Genomic DNA, 18,025 nt, shown 5'->3' on the forward strand with positions numbered 1-18,025 from the left:
TACGATTTTTTGAAACCCTTAAGGGTGTTATTACGTAAATAGTGTAAAGCAACAAGTGGAAGCGCTTGTCTTCGTGCTTCTTCGTTGTGTAAAATGGTGATAACGGTTACGTAAGCGATAGAAGGGTGGGAACAAATGAGTAAGGTGCACCGAATTTCTCTGTTTTTGTTGCTGCTCGTTGCAGGAATGTTTTTGCCGTTTTTATCAAGTGCGCAAAGTGATCAAACCGTGCATGTGATCCCTGTTGAACAGACGGTAGAGCGGGGGCTTGAAGCCTTTTTAGATCGAGCGATTGACACTGCCGTAGAACAAGGCGCGGACCATATTCTACTAGAAATGGATACGCCGGGCGGCGCTGTGAACGCAGCAACGAATATCGTAGGGAAAATACAAGAGACAGAAGTTCCGATTACTACATTTGTGCTAGGTGAAAATTACGGTGCGATTTCAGCGGGTGCTTATATTGCATTGTACACAGACAATATCTTTATGCAGCCAGGTGCTCAAATTGGAAACGCGAGTGTGATTGACGGTGCTGGTAATGCAGCAGATCAAAAGGTTGCTCAAAACTGGGCAACAGAGATGCGGACAGCAGCGCAAAGTAGTGATCATGACCGACCACCAGATATTGCAGAGGAAATGGTGAATCCAGATAAACCCATTTCTTTATCTGCTGATGAAGCTGTTAACAATGGCTACGCTGAAGGAAAAGTCGACAATCGGGAAGAAGTGCTTGCGAAATTAGATCTTGCTGATGCGGAAATCGTAGAGCAAGAGATTACATTTTTTGAGACGCTAACGAGGTGGATTACTCATCCAGCGATGATTTCGGTTCTACTCGCAGTAGGTGCAGTCGCTTAATTGCCGAGTTTTTCACTCCTGGATTTGGCATTGCCGGTTTAATTGGTCTTTCATCCTTAGGGTTATTTTTCTTTGGTCATTTGTTTGCAGGATTTGCAGGATGGGAAAGTTTAATCCTTCTCATAGTCGGATTAATTCTTATAGTTATTGAAATAGTGTTTACAGGCTTTGGATTGTTTGGTTTACTAGGTGTTGGAGCTATTATCGGCAGTATTTCCCTTGCCTCCTTTGATACGTCGCAGATTTTTGTTTCGATCGGAATTGCAGTAGCAGCTGCAGCAGCGGCGGCTTTCGTGTTATTTAAGTACTTCGGTCGAATTGGTTTGATGAAACGATTCGTCTTGGCCGATCAGTTGTCAACGAAAGAATCTGAAGAGCGACACCTGACCCAAAAGCAACTCGTTGGAGAAGTTGGCGTTGCTTTAACCCCACTACGTCCAGGTGGAATCGGTGAATTTAACGGTCAGAATATTGACGTTGTCACAGAGGGAAGCTTTGTAGAGCAGGGAATAGAAATTCAAGTCGTTCGGACGAACGGGGCAAGTATTGTTGTACGAGAAAAGCTGTAAACTACAATTAAGGGGGATTTAGTAACATGGATGAACTATTCAACACAGGTAACATTATGATTATTGTAGTTGTTGCAATTGTAATCATTTTGTTCGCGATTTTGTTTACTTTCGTTCCAGTTCGTTTATGGATTGCAGCGGTTGCTGCCAATGTAAAAGTAGGGATCTTCACGTTAGTCGGGATGCGACTACGTAATGTTGTTCCAAAACGAGTTGTAGAACCTTTGATCAAAGCAAAGAAAGCAGGCCTTGATGTAACGATTAACATGCTTGAAGGGCACTATTTAGCTGGTGGTAATGTGGACCGCGTAATTAACGCTTTAATCGCAGCTCACCGAGCAAATATTGAACTTACATTTGAGCGTGCAGCAGCAATTGACTTAGCGGGTCGTGACGTACTTGAAGCGGTTCAAATGAGTGTAAACCCGAAAGTAATTGAAACACCATTTATTGCAGGTGTGGCGATGGACGGGATTGAAATTAAAGCGAAATCACGTATTACGGTACGTGCGAACATCGACCGCCTCGTCGGTGGTGCTGGTGAAGATACAGTAATTGCCCGTGTAGGTGAAGGTATTGTATCAACGATCGGTTCAAACCACGATCATAAGAAAGTTCTAGAGAATCCTGACATGATCTCGCAAACGGTTCTTAGTAAAGGATTGGATTCTGGTACAGCATTCGAGATTCTATCCATTGATATTGCGGATATTGATATCGGTAAGAACATTGGTGCAGAACTTCAAACAGATCAAGCTGAGGCAGATAAGAACATTGCACAAGCAAAAGCAGAAGAGCGTCGTGCGATGGCCGTTGCCAAAGAACAAGAAATGAAAGCTCGTGTTGAAGAAATGCGTGCGAAAGTTGTTGAAGCAGAAGCTGAAGTACCAATGGCGATGGCTGAAGCATTCCGAGCTGGTAACTTAGGTGTTATGGACTACGTTAATTTCCAAAACGTGCAAGCTGATACAGACATGCGCGAGAGCATCGGTAAAGCAACACATGATGAAACCGATCAAGATCCTCACCAAAATCGGTAACCGCAACTAACGTAGCGGCTCTCGAATAAAAGGAGGGGTCACCTGTGGATTTTATATGGATTGTGTTGATTATGTTCATCGTATCTAGTTTGATTAACATGTTCACGCAAAAACAACAAAAGCAACAACAAGAACGTCAAAAGCCTGGTACAGTTGGTCAACCACAAGATGTAAACAGGCAACCATCGCAAGGTAATCAACGGGAGCAACAACCAACACAAGAGCAGGACAATCCGTTTGGTGACCTAGGCAAACAACTTGAAGAAATGTTTGGTGGTGGACAACAACAGCGTACAGACCGCCCTACAGAGCGTCAACCCGAAGCGAATACAGAGATGTATTCTGAAGCGAGACAAAATGACGAAGTTGTTGTTAGTGATGAAATGAAAGAATATGAACGTAAACGTGAAGAAGCGAGAAAACGTCGTCTTGAAGCTGAACAACAGTTAAAAGATAAAGTTGTCAATCTCGAATCTAAGCGTCGAGTGGCTGATGCGTCTCAAGCGGTCTCCTTTAAAAACATTACGTCAAAAGACGTCGTTCAAGGTATGATTTGGTCTGAGATTTTAACCGAGCCGCGTGGTACAAAACCACATCGCATAAGAAGAACACGTTCAAGATAAGTGTCATAAGATAAAGCATCCTCATCGTAGAGGGTGCTTTTTCTTTTGTTTACAAACGAAGTGGTAAACAGCCAGTTACATACATACGAATAGATATAGGAGGGAATGTTTGTGAGCGCTATCTCAAAGAAGTTTCGCAAGCTAATTAGCAAAGGGATGCAAATTCCTATTGATGTTACGTTAGGATTGCCGAGGGTGACAATGATCGGTCAATTGCATGTCTATATTGAGAATCATCAAGGCATTCTTTCCTTTACACCAGAGCGCGTACACTTGCGTCTTACTGACGGCGAGTTAATCGTTGTCGGGCAAAACATCATCATTAAAGCAATTTTACCAGAGGAGCTCATCCTCGAAGGAACGATTGATGAAATAAAACATGTGTAATGAAAGAAGGAGGACGTGTTGATCATGAGCAAAAAAACGTGGCTCGGCACGGTTGTTACGACGGTTGAAGGAGAGGGAGTTGAATCGTTTATTAACGCATGTACGTCTCAAAACATTCAATTTATGAATGTTGAAAGGACGAGCATGACAAGCGTGCGCGCAGTTATCCTCATCGAAGACGTAAGAAAGTTAAGAAAAATCGCGCGTAAACGTGGACTCGTTATTCGTTTTTTAGAGAGAGACGGCATGTACGTGATCAAAGAGCGGAGTAAGAAGCGATTTGGGTTCATCATTGGAATTGTTGCTTTTTGTGTTGCGCTAGGTTTGCTTTCACAGCTCGTGTGGAAGGTTGATATTGAGGGCGCTTCTCCTCTCGTTGAACAAGACGTTCGGGAGTGGGCTGCACAAGAAGGCTTAAGAATTGGACAGCCTCAATGGCGATTAGCTCCAGAAGCAGACATTCAACAACGTGTAACAGAGGAAGTGCCTGGTGCTACTTGGATTGGCGTTGAAAAGATTGGGACAAAATATCAATTCAGAGTCGTTGAACAACATCTTGCTGAAGAACAAGAACAGCTTACCCCGCGTCATCTAATTGCGAATAAAAATGGTGTTATTCAACAGATGTATGTCGAAAATGGTCGTGCCGTCGTAAAGAGCAATGACGTCGTTCAAAAAGGAGAATTGCTCGTATCTGGATTGATCGGAAGAGAAGGAGAAGAAACTGCAATTGCTGCAAAGGGTGAAGTGATGGCTGAGACGTGGTATCAAGGAACAGTAGAAGCTCCTCTTCAATTAAACGGCATTGCATCAACAGGTGAAACGAAAAATCAATACACGTTTACTTGGAACGATTATTCATTTGTGTTTTGGAACAAAGATGCTGAAGGGGAATATGAAGAGTTTCATACAGAGACCGATCAGTTAACGTTACCGCTCGGGTTTGTAACGGTTCCATTACCGATCGAAAAAACGACGTATGAACAACGAGACACGATGACAATTGAGTACAGTGAAGAAGAAGCGATTGAGCATGCGGTATCAATTGGGAAGAATCATTTAGAGCAGCAATTGGACAACGATGCGAAGATCATCGCTGAAAATATTTTACAGACACAAACAGACAATGGTAAAGTTAAGCTATCCATACATTATCAAGTCGTTGAAAATATTGTACAAGTTGCGCCTATACAACAAGGAGATTGAGTAATTTGACAGAACGAAAAGTCATTGATTTGCACGTAGAAGATTCCACAGAATTGCAAACTTTGTTCGGTCCGAATGACACACATCTTAAACGGGCAGAAGAGCTTCTTGGCGTTTCCATTGTTACTAGGGGCGAAGCGCTCGTTGTGACTGGCAAGGAAGAATATATCAATCGGATTGAACGTGTCTTTTTAAAGCTGCTATCACTGCTTCGACAAGGTACGCTCATTAGTGAGCGGGATGTTATTTATGCATTGCAGTTGGACGAAGATAAGCAGCTCGATAAGTTAAACCATATGTATCAGGAAACGATTGCAATTAATGCAAAAGGCAAACCAATCGTTGTGAAAACACTCGGACAACAAAAGTATGTTCGTGCGATTCGTAACCACGACCTGATCTTTGGTATCGGTCCTGCGGGTACTGGGAAAACGTATTTGGCAGTCGTTATGGCTGTAAGTGCCTTGAAAGCTGGACAAGTAGAACGCATCGTTTTAACGAGACCAGCTGTTGAAGCGGGTGAGAACTTAGGATTTTTACCTGGTGACTTGAAAGAGAAAGTTGATCCATATTTACGCCCGCTTTATGATGCGCTTCATGACATTTTTGGTACAGAGCATACGGCAAGGTTAATGGAAAGAGGGACGATTGAAGTTGCACCTCTTGCTTATATGCGTGGTCGTACGTTGGATGATGCGTTTGTGATCTTAGATGAAGCTCAAAATACGACTCCTGAGCAGATGAAGATGTTCCTCACTCGTCTAGGCTTTGGTTCCAAAATGATCGTTAATGGCGACCTTACTCAAATTGATTTACCAAAAGGTAAGAAATCTGGTTTAGGAATTGCGAAAGACATTCTTAGTCATGTGAATGGAATTAGCTTTATTTACCTCGAAGGTGCTGACGTCGTTCGTCATACACTAGTTAAGCGGATTCTTGAAGCCTATGACACGAACGAAGAATCGTCACTATAGGGCGAATGGAGGAGAATCGCCGTGTCACAGAAAACCAACAAAAAGCAGACTGCTCTTAACAATCGTTACATTCGACTAGGGTTGTTTCTGTTACTCGGGGTTCTTCTTTACGTATCAACATTTAACAATGTTGTACCTGAGCAATTGGACATCTCATTGTCTGAACCAGCTCCACAAGACATCCGTTCTCCTATTACAATTGAACATGAAGAACAAACAGCAGAACGAAGGCGAGAAGCTGTCGCGACGATCGATCCTGTCTATACACTTCAAACGCATTATGCAACAACGCAAACAGATAAAGTGAACGCAATCTTTGATTTGGCAATCACACTTCAATCAGAGATGGAAGAAGAATCTGAAGAAGCTGACGAGCCTCCTAGTACCGATGAACAAGTCGAATATATGCAAGAAGCACTAAGTGAAAACGTTGATCAATCCATTTCTAGCGCAACGATTGAGACGCTTTTAACATCTTCAAGTCAAGAGTTAAGAACAGCAAGAGATGTGGCTAGAAATGCGATCTTTGAAGTTATGAACGATGGCATTTCTGTTGATCAAGTTCCGACGGCGCGTGAAGAAGCAGAAGAGCGGGTGTCTCGTTCTATTACAAGCAGTAGAATGCAAAGTGCTGTGTCTGAAATAACGACGTCTCTTGTAACCGCGAATTATATTTATGATGATGAAGCGACAAACGAGCAAGTCGAACTTGCGGTTAGTGAAGTCGATCCAGTATTGATTCGAGAAGGGCAACTTCTTGCGCAAGAAGGAGAAGTCATTGGTCCGGAAGCTTATGAACAAATGCGACTCGTCGGGCTTCTTGATGATAGTACGTCTTTGTATCCATACATAGGGTTGTTAATCTTTGTAGGTCTTCTTTTGCTTTTATTGCAATTGTACATGATGCAAACGAGTGCTCCGATTCATAACAGTAATAAATATTTACTTTTGTATGTTATTGTATTTGTCGTGATGCTCGTAATCATGAATTTGCAAAGCTTAATCATTCAATTCGACTTAACAGGTGTCATGTGGTTAACGCCGATGGCACTTGGACCGATGTTGCTTGCACAAATGATTGATTACCGTGTCGCGCTCTTTTCTGCAACGTTGTTTGCGATTACTGGTAGTATTATTTTTAGTCATGCAGCTGCAAGTTCGTTCCATTCTTCATTCTTAATTTATGCGATTTTAAGCGGATTTGCGGGTGTGTTTTTTATCGGTAAGCAACCGCGGATCTCAAAAGTGCTCCAAGCAGGGATCTTTGTGGCGCTAATTAACGGTTTAGCGGTTACGTTGCTCCACATGCTGAACAATCAGCAAGTTGTTTTTCAAACGTACGGCAATGAAGTAAGCTTTGCGGTGCTCTCTGGCTTTTTATCAGCGATTTTGTCTCTAGGCCTCTTGCGTTTTTTGAAACAGGTTTTAATATATTATCGAAAACGAAACTCATTGAATTAACGAATGCGAACCAACCGCTACTTCGAAAGATCTTGCTTGAAGCTCCGGGAACGTATCACCATAGTGTAATGGTTGCTAACCTTTCTGAAGCAGCATCTGAAGCAATTGGTGCAAATGGTCTACTTGCTCGTGTAGGTGCTTATTATCATGACTTAGGTAAAACGAAAAATCCGATGTACTTTATTGAAAACCAAATGCAAATTGAGAATCCGCACGATCGATTACCGCCAGAGCGAAGCAAGCAAATTATTATTGATCATCCGTATGACGGGGCAGCGATCCTTGAAAAACACAACTTTCCGAAAGAGATTGTCGATATCGCAAAGGAACATCACGGTACTACTTTATTGAAGTTCTTCTACTATAAGGCGAAAGAACAAGGCAAAGAACCTGTAGAGTCAGAGTATCGATATCCTGGACCACGGGCACAATTTAAAGAATCGGCGATTATCGGAATTGCAGATAGCGTTGAAGCTGCAGTCCGTTCAATGCCTAATCCAACAGAAGAGAAAATTCGAAACCTCGTCGATGCGATCATTCGTGATCGTCTTGTTGACCAGCAATTTAACGAATGTGATATTACATTAAAAGAGTTAGCGACTGTCGCAGATTCAATGTGTGAAACGTTGAAAGGGACGTTTCATTCTAGAATTGAATATCCAGACGATGAGCAAGGAGAAGTAAAGGAAAATGAGTGAAAACATTGATGTGATTGATGAAACAAATACGTTAACTGACGAAAGAATAGAGCTCGTCAAAAATGTAATCTTATTCTCGTACAAGCATCTTGAGCTTGATGAAACGACGGAATGTTCCCTGGTGTTCGTGCATGAAGATCGAATCCAAGAACTTAATCGTGATTACCGGAATAAAGATGCGGTTACAGACGTATTGTCGTTTGCATTGAATGACGATGAACAAATGCCAGGAGACGAGCATGTACTTGGAGATATCGTTATTTGTGTGGAACGAATGAAAGAACAGGCTGAAGAATATGAGCATTCAATTGAGCGTGAACTAGCGTTCTTAAGCGTGCACGGTCTATTGCATTTACTCGGATATGACCATATGGATGAAGAAGAAGAACGTGAAATGTTTACGTTGCAGGAGGAACTTTTAAGCGCTTATGGGTTGGGGAGAGAAGCGTAAACGTAAAGGCTTTCGCAGGTTACTACATTCTTTTGTATACGCCTTTCAAGGATTATACTATGTACTTCGTTACGAACAGAACATGCAAATCCACTTGGGCGTATCGCTTTTGATTATTGTCTTCGGCCTTATGGTCGAATTATCACCATTAAGATGGGCGATTTTAATGATTGTCATCGGTGGAGTGATTGCTCTTGAAATGGTCAATACAGCAATTGAACGAATCGTTGACCTCGTGTCGAGTGACTATCATCCACTTGCAGGAATCGCAAAAGACGTGGCAGCATCAGCGGTCCTTATCTTTAGTATGATTGCTGTCGTCGTTGGTATTATTATATTTTTTGAACCACTATTGCAATGGATCTCATAGAGGAGGAGCATACATTGACGAACCAATTACAACAATTAGCAGAAAACGCACGATCACACGCATACGTTCCTTATTCCACATTTCAAGTAGGTGCAAGTCTTGAGACGGAAGATGGTACATTATACAGCGGGTGTAACATTGAAAATGCGTCTTATGGATTGACGAATTGTGCTGAAAGAACAGCCATTTTTAAAGCGATGTCAGAAGGGCATCGAAAAATCAAAAAGCTTTATGTAACAGCAGATACGAAAGGGCCGGTTTCGCCGTGCGGGGCTTGTCGTCAAGTGATTGCTGAATTTATGGACCAAGACGGAGAGGTAATTCTCGCCAACGTAAACGGAGAGAAGCACTCGGTTACGATCCAACAATTATTGCCAGGTGCATTTGGAGCAGGAGATATGATGAACAAAAATAATCAATTTAAATCGGGATTTGTCTCATTAATCGGTAGACCGAATGCAGGTAAGTCGACATTATTAAATCAAGTTATCGGCCAAAAGATTGCGATTATGAGCGATAAACCCCAAACGACACGTAATAAAATTCAAGCGGTTTACACGACAGAAAACGAACAGCTCGTATTTTTAGATACACCAGGCGTTCATAAGCCAAAACATAAGCTTGGTGAGTTTATGGTCAATCAAGCGCTAGACACGTTAAAAGAAGTTGACGTCGTCTTATTCTTTATCGATGTCGCCGAACCATTTGGAAAAGGCGAAGAGTTTATTCTTGAATCGCTTAAAAAGATTCAGACGCCAGTATTTCTCGTTATGAACAAAATCGATAAAGTTCACCCAGAGCAATTGCTAGAGAGAATTGAAGAATATCGTCATCATTATGATTTCAAAGAAATCATTCCGATCTCAGCATTAGAAGGACAAAATGTTCCTGTCTTAGTGGAGAATCTCGTAAAGTACATGCCAGAGGGGCCGCAATATTATCCTGATGAGCAAATTACTGACCATCCTGAACGGTTTATTATTGCTGAGCTCATTCGTGAGAAGGTGCTTTATCATACTCGTGATGAAATCCCTCACAGTGTTGCGGTTGTCATTGATCAAGTGAAGGAACGCCCTGATCGCAAAACGTATGTACAAGCAACAATTGTTGTTGAGCGGAATTCTCAAAAAGGAATTGTCATCGGAAAACGTGGGGCGATGTTAAAACAAGTCGGACAAGAAGCGCGAAAGGATATTCGCAAATTACTTGGAACAGACGTGTTTCTTGAACTATGGGTGAAAGTGCAAAAAGATTGGCGAAACAAAGCGCGATTTTTGAATGAACAAGGCTATTCGAATCGAGAATAAGTAAATGTCGTGCAAAAACAATAAGATTTACTCGAAACAATGGTGATCTACTCGAAGCCATTGTTTTTTTTCGTTGGACAACTTATAGTCAACATAACGATTATGAAGGTCAGATAGAGGGTAATAACCCAAGTATTACTACTTATGAAGAATTGCACTTATGCTCATTCTAAACATATGTTACTTTAAAAGGGGTGCTTTCTTATGTTGAGTTATTGGAAGTTATTTTCTTTAACCGGGAATTTGGATTCGTACCTATTGCATAAGGAAAATGAATGCGTTGATGATGGGGAAGAAAGCTTACACGAAATAGAAGAACAAGATAGTGAATGATTACTGAGGAAGAAGCGACGACATGTTAGACAAAAGCGAAGGGATCGTCATACGGACTATTCCATATGGCGAGTCCCATATCATTGTAAAAGTGTACACGAAAGAGCGTGGCAAAATTGCTTTAATGGCGAAAGGCGCAAAGAAACCAAAGAGCCAATTTGCTGCAATTGCTCAACCGTATGCACATGCATATTTCACGTTTTATTATCGGCAAAGCATGAGCACGTTGTCACAAGGAGAAATGTTACATTCGTTCCGTCATTTGCGTGAGAATTTGGATAAAGGTGCTTATGCTGCATATTTACTCGAGTTGCTCGATGCAGCGACAGAGGAGCACGTGCCAAGTCCAGCTACGTTTTCGCTTATCCTATCGATGCTCGGTCGATTAAGAGACGGTGATGACCCTGACGTAATTAAGATGTTATTTGAACTGAAGATGACGCATTTGTTAGGGATACGCCCGCAGTTAGACGCTTGTGTAAACTGTGGCAGAACGTCAGGTGTGTTCTCGTTTTCAGTTCGAGAAGCAGGATTTTTATGTCATCATTGCATTGAGATTGATCCGTATCGTTATACGCTGGATGATAAACAAGTCAAGTTGTTACGAATGTTGTATTACGTAAAGCCAGACCAACTCGGTCAACTCGCATTAAACGACCAGAATAAGAGTGCGTTAAAGACAGTGATCGACGGCTACTATGAGTCGTATGCTGGATTAAATTTAAAAACGAAACGTTTTTTAGATCAGTGGGTGAATTGGAACCCTGAACTACCTAAGTAGCTTGTTCTTTAAAGTTGACAGTCTTAAATTTTTTATGTATGATAATTTTTACGACTAACTACATAATTCACGATGAGAAAGAGGAGTACACAGAGACTTGTCGTTTTTAGCGAGTGTGGGAAAGTGCAAGCCACGTAACGATAACTGTGGAAGGAACTTTTGAGTGAATAGAACTTAAGTGGTGCGATTTGCACAATTAGGGTGGAACCGCGGTTATTAATCGTCCCTAGCTCATTTTTTGAGCTAGGGGCGTTTTTTTGCTTTTACGTAGATGAAGAAAGGGTAGGGATTAAACACATGAATGTTCAACAAGTCATTCTTAAATTACAATCGTTTTGGGCTGAACAAAACTGTTTTATTATGCAACCGTACGATGTAGAAAAAGGCGCAGGTACGATGAACCCAATGACATTTTTACGAAGCATAGGGCCAGAACCGTGGAATGCGGCGTATGTCGAGCCTTCAAGAAGACCATCAGACGGCAGATACGGAGACAACCCAAATCGTCTGTATCAGCATCATCAATTTCAAGTCATTATGAAACCATCGCCTCCAAACATTCAAGAGTTGTATCTTGAAAGCTTAAAGGCGCTTGGCATTGATCCTTTAGAACATGATATTCGGTTTGTTGAAGACAATTGGGAAGATGCCACGCTAAATGCATGGGGTCTCGGTTGGGAAGTTTGGCTTGACGGCATGGAGATTACACAATTCACGTACTTCCAGCAAGTAGGGGGACTTGATGCGGATCCAGTCGCGGTTGAATTAACGTACGGTTTAGAACGACTCTGCTCTTACATTCAAGACAAAGAAAATGTGTTTGATCTAGAATGGGAAGCAGGCTATACGTATCGTGATATCTTCTATCAACCAGAATTTGAGCATTCGACGTACACGTTTGAAGTGGCCGACCATGATATGCTTCAGAAGTTGTTTGTGACGTACGAAAAAGAAGCAGGGATTGCACTTGATAAAAACCTCGTCTTTCCGGCTTATGACTATATTTTAAAGTGTTCACATACGTTTAACCTGCTTGATGCAGGTGGTGCAATTTCAGTAACAGAAAGAACGGGATACATTCGAAGAGTGAGAAACCTTGCTAGAAAATGTGCATCCATTCATTATGCTGAACGTGAACGTTTAGGATTCCCACTACTAAAAGCAGAGAAAAAGGGGGAAGCGTAACGATGGGTAAGGCATTAGTACTTGAATTAGGTTTTGAAGAAATACCAGCACAATTTGTTGATCTCGCACAGAATACATTTGAAGCAAACATTCGAACTTGGCTAAAAGAAAATCGCTTAGATTACGATCAGTTACAAGGATTCTCTACTCCGAGGCGTTTTGGCGTTATAGTTTCCAATTTAAAAGAAGAGCAACCAGATGCAATCGAAAAGTCTAGAGGTCCTGCAGTATCCATTGCTAAAGACGAAAACGGTGAGTGGACGAAAGCTGCAATCGGCTTTGCTAAAGGAAAAGGCTTAGATGTTGATGACCTTACAGTAGAAGAAACAGAACAAGGCACATACGTGTATGCGGTTAAAAAAGTAAGTGGTGTAAAAACGATTGATTTGTTAAAAGAAACATTTCCGTTGTTTTTAAACATTCCATTCCCTAAAAGCATGCGTTGGGGCTCAAATAAAACGAGATATGTACGACCAATTCATTGGCTCGTTGCATTATATGGGGACGCGGTCGTTGATGGCAGTGTTGCAGGCATTAAAGCTGGAAGAACGACGAGAGGACACCGCTTTTTAGGGGAAACAATTGACGTTTTGCACGCCGATGAGTTTGAAGAGAAACTTTTGAGCGAGTATGTGATCGTTGACCCAACGAAGCGGCAAGATGCAATTCGTCAACAGATCGGTTTACTAGAAGAAGAGCACAATTGGAACGTTGATGTTGAAGAAGGCTTACTTCAAGAAGTCACGAACCTAGTTGAATACCCAACAGCATTGTTTGGCTCATTCTCTGAGGAGTTTTTGCAACTTCCAGATGAAGTGTTAATTACATCAATGCGTGAGCATCAACGTTATTTTGCAGTACACAGTCAAGCAGGTGAGTTGCTGCCTTACTTTATTACGGTTCGTAATGGCGATCATCGTCATTTGGAGAACATTCGCCGAGGCAATGAAAAAGTGCTGCGTGCGCGACTTTCAGATGGTGTGTTTTTCTACAAAGAAGATCAAAAGCACTCTCTTGACACGTTAGTTTCCCGTATGGACGTTATTGTTGAACACGAGAAAATTGGAACGATTAAAGAGAAAAGTGAACGCACGAAGCAATTGGTTGAGAAGTTATCAAGTGCAATTAGTGAAAGTGGCGATGTGTCATCAAACGCGGCGCGTGCTGCTGAGCTTTTAAAGATCGACCTATCTACGAATATGGTTGATGAATTTCCAGAGTTGCAAGGCTTAATGGGTAGTGATTATGCGAATCGACTTGGGGAAAATGAAAAGGTAGCAACGGCAATTCGAGAGCATTATTTGCCAAGATTTGTAGGTGATGACTTGCCAACAGCCGTTGAAAGTGCGTTAGTTAGTGTATCTGATAAGCTTGATACGATTACGAGTTCGTTCGCAATTGGACTCAAACCAACGGGCTCACAAGACCCTTACGGCTTAAGAAGGCAAGCAGCGGCAATTGTTAACGTAACACGCCACTTTAAGCTTTCCTTTACGTACGAAGCTTTACGTGATTATGCAATTGAGATTTCTAATGCCGCTGCATATCCATCAGAAACCGAGTCGTTAAAGGATGACTTGGATGAGTTTTTCAAACTTCGCTTAAAAGCAGCACTTGAGGAGCGAGGCATTTCTTACGATATTATTGAAGCGATTCTCGTATCGCCATTCGGACGAATTGATGTACTATTTGATAAAGCTGACGTATTACAAGAGCTTCATGACACAAAGCGTCTTAAAGACGTAACTGAAGCATTAAGTCGTGTGAATAACATTGCAAAGAAGCAAGAAGGACCAGCCGATGTTCAAGTTGCTTTGTTTGAAAAAGACGAGGAACGAGAACTGTACGATGCTTACGTTTCATTGAAAGATGCACTCGGCGTGAAGCTTTTGAATGGTGAAGTATCAAGTTCATTTGAAGAACTAGAAAAACTTGCACCAGTCATTCACCGTTACTTTGAAGGTATTATGGTTATGAGCGACAATGATCAATTGAAGCAGAATCGTTTAGCACAAATGCAAGTTCTCTCATTGGAGATCAGTCGCTTTGCGCAGTTCCAAGCCCTCGTTTTACCTTCTTGATGAATACACTAAGCGGTAAAGGCGGTGATGAGCCATCGAATTGACGAGTCGACAAGAAAAGATACTAGAAATTGTAAAGCAAGAAGGTCCGATTACTGGTGAGAAAATTGCTGAAAAGTTGTCGCTTACCCGTGCTACATTACGTCCAGACTTAGCCATTTTAACGATGGTCGGGTTTCTTGGTGCAAGACCTCGTGTCGGTTATTACTACACAGGTAAAGCTGGTGCGGAAATCCCTTTAGAACAGCTAAAAAATATCCGTGTAAAAGATTATCAATCCATTCCAGTCGTCGTTAAGGAGTCAGATTCGGTTTATGATGCCATTAGCACGATGTTCCTTGAAGACGTTGGGACCATTTTTGTGTTAGATGCGAAGTCAAACCTTGCAGGAGTGCTTTCTAGAAAAGACTTGCTTCGAGCAAGTCTTGGTAATCAAGAATTAGAATCGATGCCAGTAAGCATTATTATGACGAGAATGCCTAATATTACGGTTTGTTATAAAGATGATTTAATGATTGAAGTATGTAAGCGACTCATTGAAAAACAAATCGATGCCTTGCCTGTCGTTAATCGTAAAAGTCCTAGGGAGTTTGAAGTTATCGGCCGTATTACAAAAACGACGACGACCAAGCTTCTCGTGGATCTAGTGAATCGAGATCTGCCGCTAAAGGAGGAGAAATATGACTAAATTTCAGGCGCACCCGATCGTTTATGTTGTCTCAGATTCTGTAGGAGAGACTGCGGAATTAGTCATCCGAGCGGCTGCGAGTCAATTTGGAGAGACGTCAATTGAAGTTCGGAGAATTCCTTATGTTGAAGATGAGGCAACCATTAATGAAGTAATCTCACTTGCAAAAGATGTAGGCGCAATGATTGCGTACACGCTCGTCGTTCCTGAGATTAAAGCGTACATGCAAATGTCTGCAGAACGTGAGAAAGTAGAAGCGGTTGATTTACTCGGTCCGATCCTTGATAAATTAACGACGTTGCTTCAGTTGCAGCCAAAGTATGAGCCAGGTCTCGTCTATCGTTTAGATGAAGATTATTTTCAAAAGGTCGAGGCGATTGAGTTTGCCGTGAAGTATGATGATGGTCGTGATCCACGTGGTGTATTGCATGCAGATATCGTCTTAATCGGGGTGTCAAGAACTTCGAAAACGCCGTTATCCCAATATCTTGCACATAAACGATTAAAAGTGGCGAACGTACCGATCGTACCAGAACTCGATCCCCCTGAAGAACTTTTTAAGATTTCACCAGAAAAATGTATCGGCTTGAAGATTTCACCAGAAAAACTCATTGAGATTCGTTCAGAACGTTTAAAGTCACTTGGCTTAAAGGCAGAAGCGAACTATGCAAGCCTAGAGCGAATTAAGAGTGAATTAGAGTATTCAGAAGCGATTATGGAACGCATCGGATGTCGTGTCATCGATGTATCTAATAAAGCAGTTGAAGAAACTGCCAATATCATATCGAGCTACTTTAAAGCTTAAAATAAAATCGATGCGGGAAACGAACCATTCACTTTCCGCATCTTTTCACTTGAAATCGACGAAATTCGAGCTTTTTTTAAGACAAGTATAGTCAACGAAATAAAATTCAATTATAATAGTGTAATGCGTAGAAGTGACGTCTATTATATTTTTTACGAATAGACGTTTTTTATAGAGGTATAATGCAGTTTTTGTAGAAATGGTTTGCAATGTAGGCAAGTTTGGGTAAAGAATACGAGTTAGCGATTCGTCATCCTTAGCTATTATTGTCAAAACTTATTTGCAAACTTTATTCATTTTTTGATGTGCCAAACAATAAAATCGAACGATGTGGTGGTGATCGTTGATTGTCTCATCCAATACCGGAATCGCTCATCCAAGAAGTTCGTGAACGAGCGGAGATCGTCGATGTAATTGGTGAAGTCGTTCAACTGAAGAAGCAAGGGCAAGGGCGTTACGTCGGACTATGTCCTTTCCACGGTGAGAACACACCTTCTTTTTCAGTTTCAAAAGATCGACAGCTGTATTATTGTTTTGGTTGTGGGGCGGCTGGGAATGTCATTTCATTTATGACAGATTACGAAAAGCTGTCTTTTCGTGATGCCATTATCCGCTTAGCTGAAATGACAAATGTTGATGTATCTGAAGTGGCTACAGATGAAGGGAATTCGGACGTTCATGATCCGCTTAGGCGCGCTCATGAGTTAGCTGCCCGGTTTTATCACCATTTGTTTATGAATACAGAACAAGGTCGCAATGCTTTTCAATATATGGAAAACCGTGGTCTTACTGAACAAGCGTTACTTCATTTCCAAATCGGTTACGCGCCAAATGAACGTTCGTCACTAACAACGTTACTCGAAAAGCGTGAGTTTGATGTTCAGTCACTAGAATCTGGTGGACTGTTACAGTTTCCTGAAGACGGACGAAAAGCGTATGATCGTTTTCACAACCGGGTAATGTTTCCTTTGCATGACCTTCAAGGTCGAGTTATTGGCTTTAATGGGCGAGCGCTTCACAAAGAATCGAAGCCAAGTATTTAAATAGCCTGAAACCGAACTGTTCAAGAAAAATGAAATCTTATACGGGTTTCATTTGGCGAAACAAACGGTTCGAAAGAAAGATCAACTCGTATTGTTTGAAGGTTGCATGGATGTGATTTCTGCCTGGATGGCAGGTGTTGATCACGGCATGGCAGCGCTTGGGACTTCACTCACAACACGGCAAGCGAAATTGATTCGCAAGTTAACAGAGAACGTCGTTCTCTGTTATGACGGTGATCATGCCGGGCGCGAGGCGGCTTTTAAGAACGCACAAAGCTTACAGAGCGTCGGTTGCAACGTTTTAATTTGTCCAATTCCAGATGGTAGCGATCCTGATGAATATATTCAGACACAAGGTCATGAAGCATTTCGAACACTCGTCTACGAACGTTCTCAATCGGTAACTTCGTTTAAAATCCAATCGTTAAGACGTGAGAAAAACTTACAGCGAGAAGGAGAACAACGCTTATATATCGAACAGGTATTAGAGATACTTTTAGACATCGAAAGTGCCATTGATCGAGAATATTATTTAAAGGAGCTTTCTTTTGAATTTAACCTTTCGATGGAGGCGTTGCACACTGAATTAAATGATCTTTCCAGGAAACAACACGTTCACGAACGGAGCAACCATCAGAATCGATTTGTAACGACTGAGCAGCGACCAGCTCCAATGAAATCGAAGCCTAAGCCCGAAACCGGTTAATGCCTGCGTTTCATAACGCAGAACGCATGTTATTAAAAGCGATGATTGAAGAAGAGGAATGGGCGCAAGCGGTTGAAGAAGCAATCGGTGGTAACTTCAATGTTGATCAGTACGCAGCCATCTCGGCTTATCTGTATGCCTATTATGCAGAAGGTCGTCAAGAAGGCGGTAATGAGTTTGTTATGTATGTAAAAGACCCTGACTTGGCAAGAATTGCAACAGAAATTGTTTTTGAGCCAAGTGTAGAAATGACTAAAGAAGCCTTTGAAGATATATCAACTTGGTTAAGAACTATCCAACTTGGGTAGAAATAGAAGGAAAAGAACAAGAACTTAAGAATGCTGAACAACGAAAAGATATAGAAGCCGCGGTACAAATTGGGAATCAATTGATTGCTCTTAAGAAGAAATTCGGGAGCAAACTCCCATTTAAGCGTACGAGAGTACGCTAAAATAC

The 18,025-nt window shown here is 41.7% G+C and carries 22 protein-coding genes and 1 pseudogene; all 23 read left to right on the plus strand.

The window, feature by feature from the left end:
- Positions 1-135: 135 nt before the first annotated feature.
- The 23 genes and pseudogenes from JCM19038_RS20190 to JCM19038_RS22540 all read left to right on the plus strand — a co-directional run bounded on the left by JCM19038_RS20190 (position 136) and on the right by JCM19038_RS22540 (position 18,020).
- Positions 136-861, plus strand: coding sequence for a nodulation protein NfeD (locus tag JCM19038_RS20190; RefSeq protein WP_052360869.1), 726 nt, complete (start codon positions 136-138; stop codon positions 859-861).
- Complete coding sequence (locus JCM19038_RS20195) at positions 804-1,430, plus strand: NfeD family protein (protein ID WP_081831505.1); 627 nt, start codon at positions 804-806, stop codon at positions 1,428-1,430. The genes JCM19038_RS20190 and JCM19038_RS20195 overlap by 58 nt, the downstream gene beginning before the upstream one ends.
- A gap of 56 nt (positions 1,431-1,486) precedes the next feature.
- Positions 1,487-2,470: a flotillin-like protein FloA gene (floA, locus tag JCM19038_RS00595; protein ID WP_370543064.1), complete on the plus strand. Its 984-nt coding sequence runs from the start codon at positions 1,487-1,489 to the stop codon at positions 2,468-2,470.
- Positions 2,471-2,514: 44 nt separating this feature from the next.
- Positions 2,515-3,093 carry a hypothetical protein gene (locus JCM19038_RS00600; protein WP_042413463.1) on the plus strand — a complete coding sequence of 193 codons (579 nt, stop codon included), beginning with the start codon at positions 2,515-2,517 and terminating at the stop codon, positions 3,091-3,093.
- Between the two features lie 156 nt (positions 3,094-3,249).
- Positions 3,250-3,480, plus strand: a complete 231-nt coding sequence (yqfC, locus tag JCM19038_RS00605; RefSeq protein WP_238554253.1) for a sporulation protein YqfC — start codon at positions 3,250-3,252, stop codon at positions 3,478-3,480.
- 24 nt (positions 3,481-3,504) lie between these two features.
- Positions 3,505-4,686 carry a sporulation protein YqfD gene (gene yqfD / locus JCM19038_RS00610; protein WP_042413465.1) on the plus strand — a complete coding sequence of 394 codons (1,182 nt, stop codon included), beginning with the start codon at positions 3,505-3,507 and terminating at the stop codon, positions 4,684-4,686.
- A gap of 5 nt (positions 4,687-4,691) precedes the next feature.
- The gene (locus JCM19038_RS00615) at positions 4,692-5,660 is read left to right on the plus strand and encodes a PhoH family protein (protein ID WP_042413469.1); all 969 of its coding nucleotides are present in this window, start codon (positions 4,692-4,694) and stop codon (positions 5,658-5,660) included.
- A 21-nt stretch (positions 5,661-5,681) separates the two neighbouring features.
- Positions 5,682-7,121 (plus strand): hypothetical protein, encoded by a 1,440-nt coding sequence (locus tag JCM19038_RS00620; protein ID WP_052360873.1) that lies wholly within the window; start codon positions 5,682-5,684, stop codon positions 7,119-7,121.
- Positions 7,122-7,153: 32 nt separating this feature from the next.
- Positions 7,154-7,819, plus strand: a complete 666-nt coding sequence (locus JCM19038_RS23200; RefSeq protein WP_052360875.1) for an HDIG domain-containing metalloprotein — start codon at positions 7,154-7,156, stop codon at positions 7,817-7,819.
- Positions 7,812-8,270, plus strand: a complete 459-nt coding sequence (gene ybeY, locus JCM19038_RS00625; protein WP_042413471.1) for an rRNA maturation RNase YbeY — start codon at positions 7,812-7,814, stop codon at positions 8,268-8,270. The genes JCM19038_RS23200 and ybeY overlap by 8 nt, the downstream gene beginning before the upstream one ends.
- Positions 8,248-8,640, plus strand: coding sequence for a diacylglycerol kinase family protein (locus JCM19038_RS00630; RefSeq protein ID WP_042413473.1), 393 nt, complete (start codon positions 8,248-8,250; stop codon positions 8,638-8,640). The genes ybeY and JCM19038_RS00630 overlap by 23 nt, the downstream gene beginning before the upstream one ends.
- Positions 8,628-9,026, plus strand: a pseudogene (locus JCM19038_RS23205) (cytidine deaminase); the annotation flags it as partial. The gene JCM19038_RS00630 and the pseudogene JCM19038_RS23205, both read left to right, overlap by 13 nt.
- Before the next feature lie 15 nt (positions 9,027-9,041).
- On the plus strand, positions 9,042-9,947 hold the full coding sequence (era, locus tag JCM19038_RS00635) for a GTPase Era (protein WP_042359479.1): 906 nt from the start codon (positions 9,042-9,044) through the stop codon (positions 9,945-9,947).
- A 204-nt stretch (positions 9,948-10,151) separates the two neighbouring features.
- Complete coding sequence (locus JCM19038_RS21475) at positions 10,152-10,280, plus strand: YqzL family protein (RefSeq protein WP_081831508.1); 129 nt, start codon at positions 10,152-10,154, stop codon at positions 10,278-10,280.
- A gap of 22 nt (positions 10,281-10,302) precedes the next feature.
- A complete protein-coding gene (gene recO, locus JCM19038_RS00640) occupies positions 10,303-11,061 on the plus strand; it encodes a DNA repair protein RecO (RefSeq protein ID WP_042413474.1) in 759 nt (252 codons plus the stop codon).
- Between the two features lie 297 nt (positions 11,062-11,358).
- Positions 11,359-12,246, plus strand: a complete 888-nt coding sequence (glyQ, locus tag JCM19038_RS00645; RefSeq protein ID WP_042359481.1) for a glycine--tRNA ligase subunit alpha — start codon at positions 11,359-11,361, stop codon at positions 12,244-12,246.
- Between the two features lie 2 nt (positions 12,247-12,248).
- Positions 12,249-14,327 carry a glycine--tRNA ligase subunit beta gene (gene glyS, locus JCM19038_RS00650; protein WP_042413475.1) on the plus strand — a complete coding sequence of 693 codons (2,079 nt, stop codon included), beginning with the start codon at positions 12,249-12,251 and terminating at the stop codon, positions 14,325-14,327.
- 34 nt (positions 14,328-14,361) lie between these two features.
- Positions 14,362-15,015, plus strand: a complete 654-nt coding sequence (locus JCM19038_RS00655; protein ID WP_042413476.1) for a helix-turn-helix transcriptional regulator — start codon at positions 14,362-14,364, stop codon at positions 15,013-15,015.
- Positions 15,008-15,820 (plus strand): pyruvate, water dikinase regulatory protein, encoded by an 813-nt coding sequence (locus JCM19038_RS00660; protein ID WP_042359482.1) that lies wholly within the window; start codon positions 15,008-15,010, stop codon positions 15,818-15,820. Before JCM19038_RS00655 ends, JCM19038_RS00660 begins: the two co-directional genes overlap by 8 nt.
- A 347-nt stretch (positions 15,821-16,167) precedes the next feature.
- Positions 16,168-16,863, plus strand: coding sequence for a DNA primase (locus JCM19038_RS20205; protein WP_052360877.1), 696 nt, complete (start codon positions 16,168-16,170; stop codon positions 16,861-16,863).
- A 52-nt stretch (positions 16,864-16,915) separates the two neighbouring features.
- Entirely contained in the window at positions 16,916-17,569 is a 654-nt protein-coding gene (locus JCM19038_RS00670) for a toprim domain-containing protein (protein ID WP_042413478.1), read from the plus strand.
- Positions 17,569-17,877, plus strand: a complete 309-nt coding sequence (locus JCM19038_RS00675) for a hypothetical protein (protein ID WP_042413481.1) — start codon at positions 17,569-17,571, stop codon at positions 17,875-17,877. The genes JCM19038_RS00670 and JCM19038_RS00675 overlap by 1 nt, the downstream gene beginning before the upstream one ends.
- Complete coding sequence (locus tag JCM19038_RS22540; RefSeq protein WP_193745006.1) at positions 17,850-18,020, plus strand: hypothetical protein; 171 nt, start codon at positions 17,850-17,852, stop codon at positions 18,018-18,020. Before JCM19038_RS00675 ends, JCM19038_RS22540 begins: the two co-directional genes overlap by 28 nt.
- Positions 18,021-18,025 lie beyond the last annotated feature (5 nt).

It is taken from the genome of Geomicrobium sp. JCM 19038 (assembly GCF_000698125.1).
Lineage (GTDB): Bacteria > Bacillota > Bacilli > Bacillales > Marinococcaceae > Geomicrobium_A.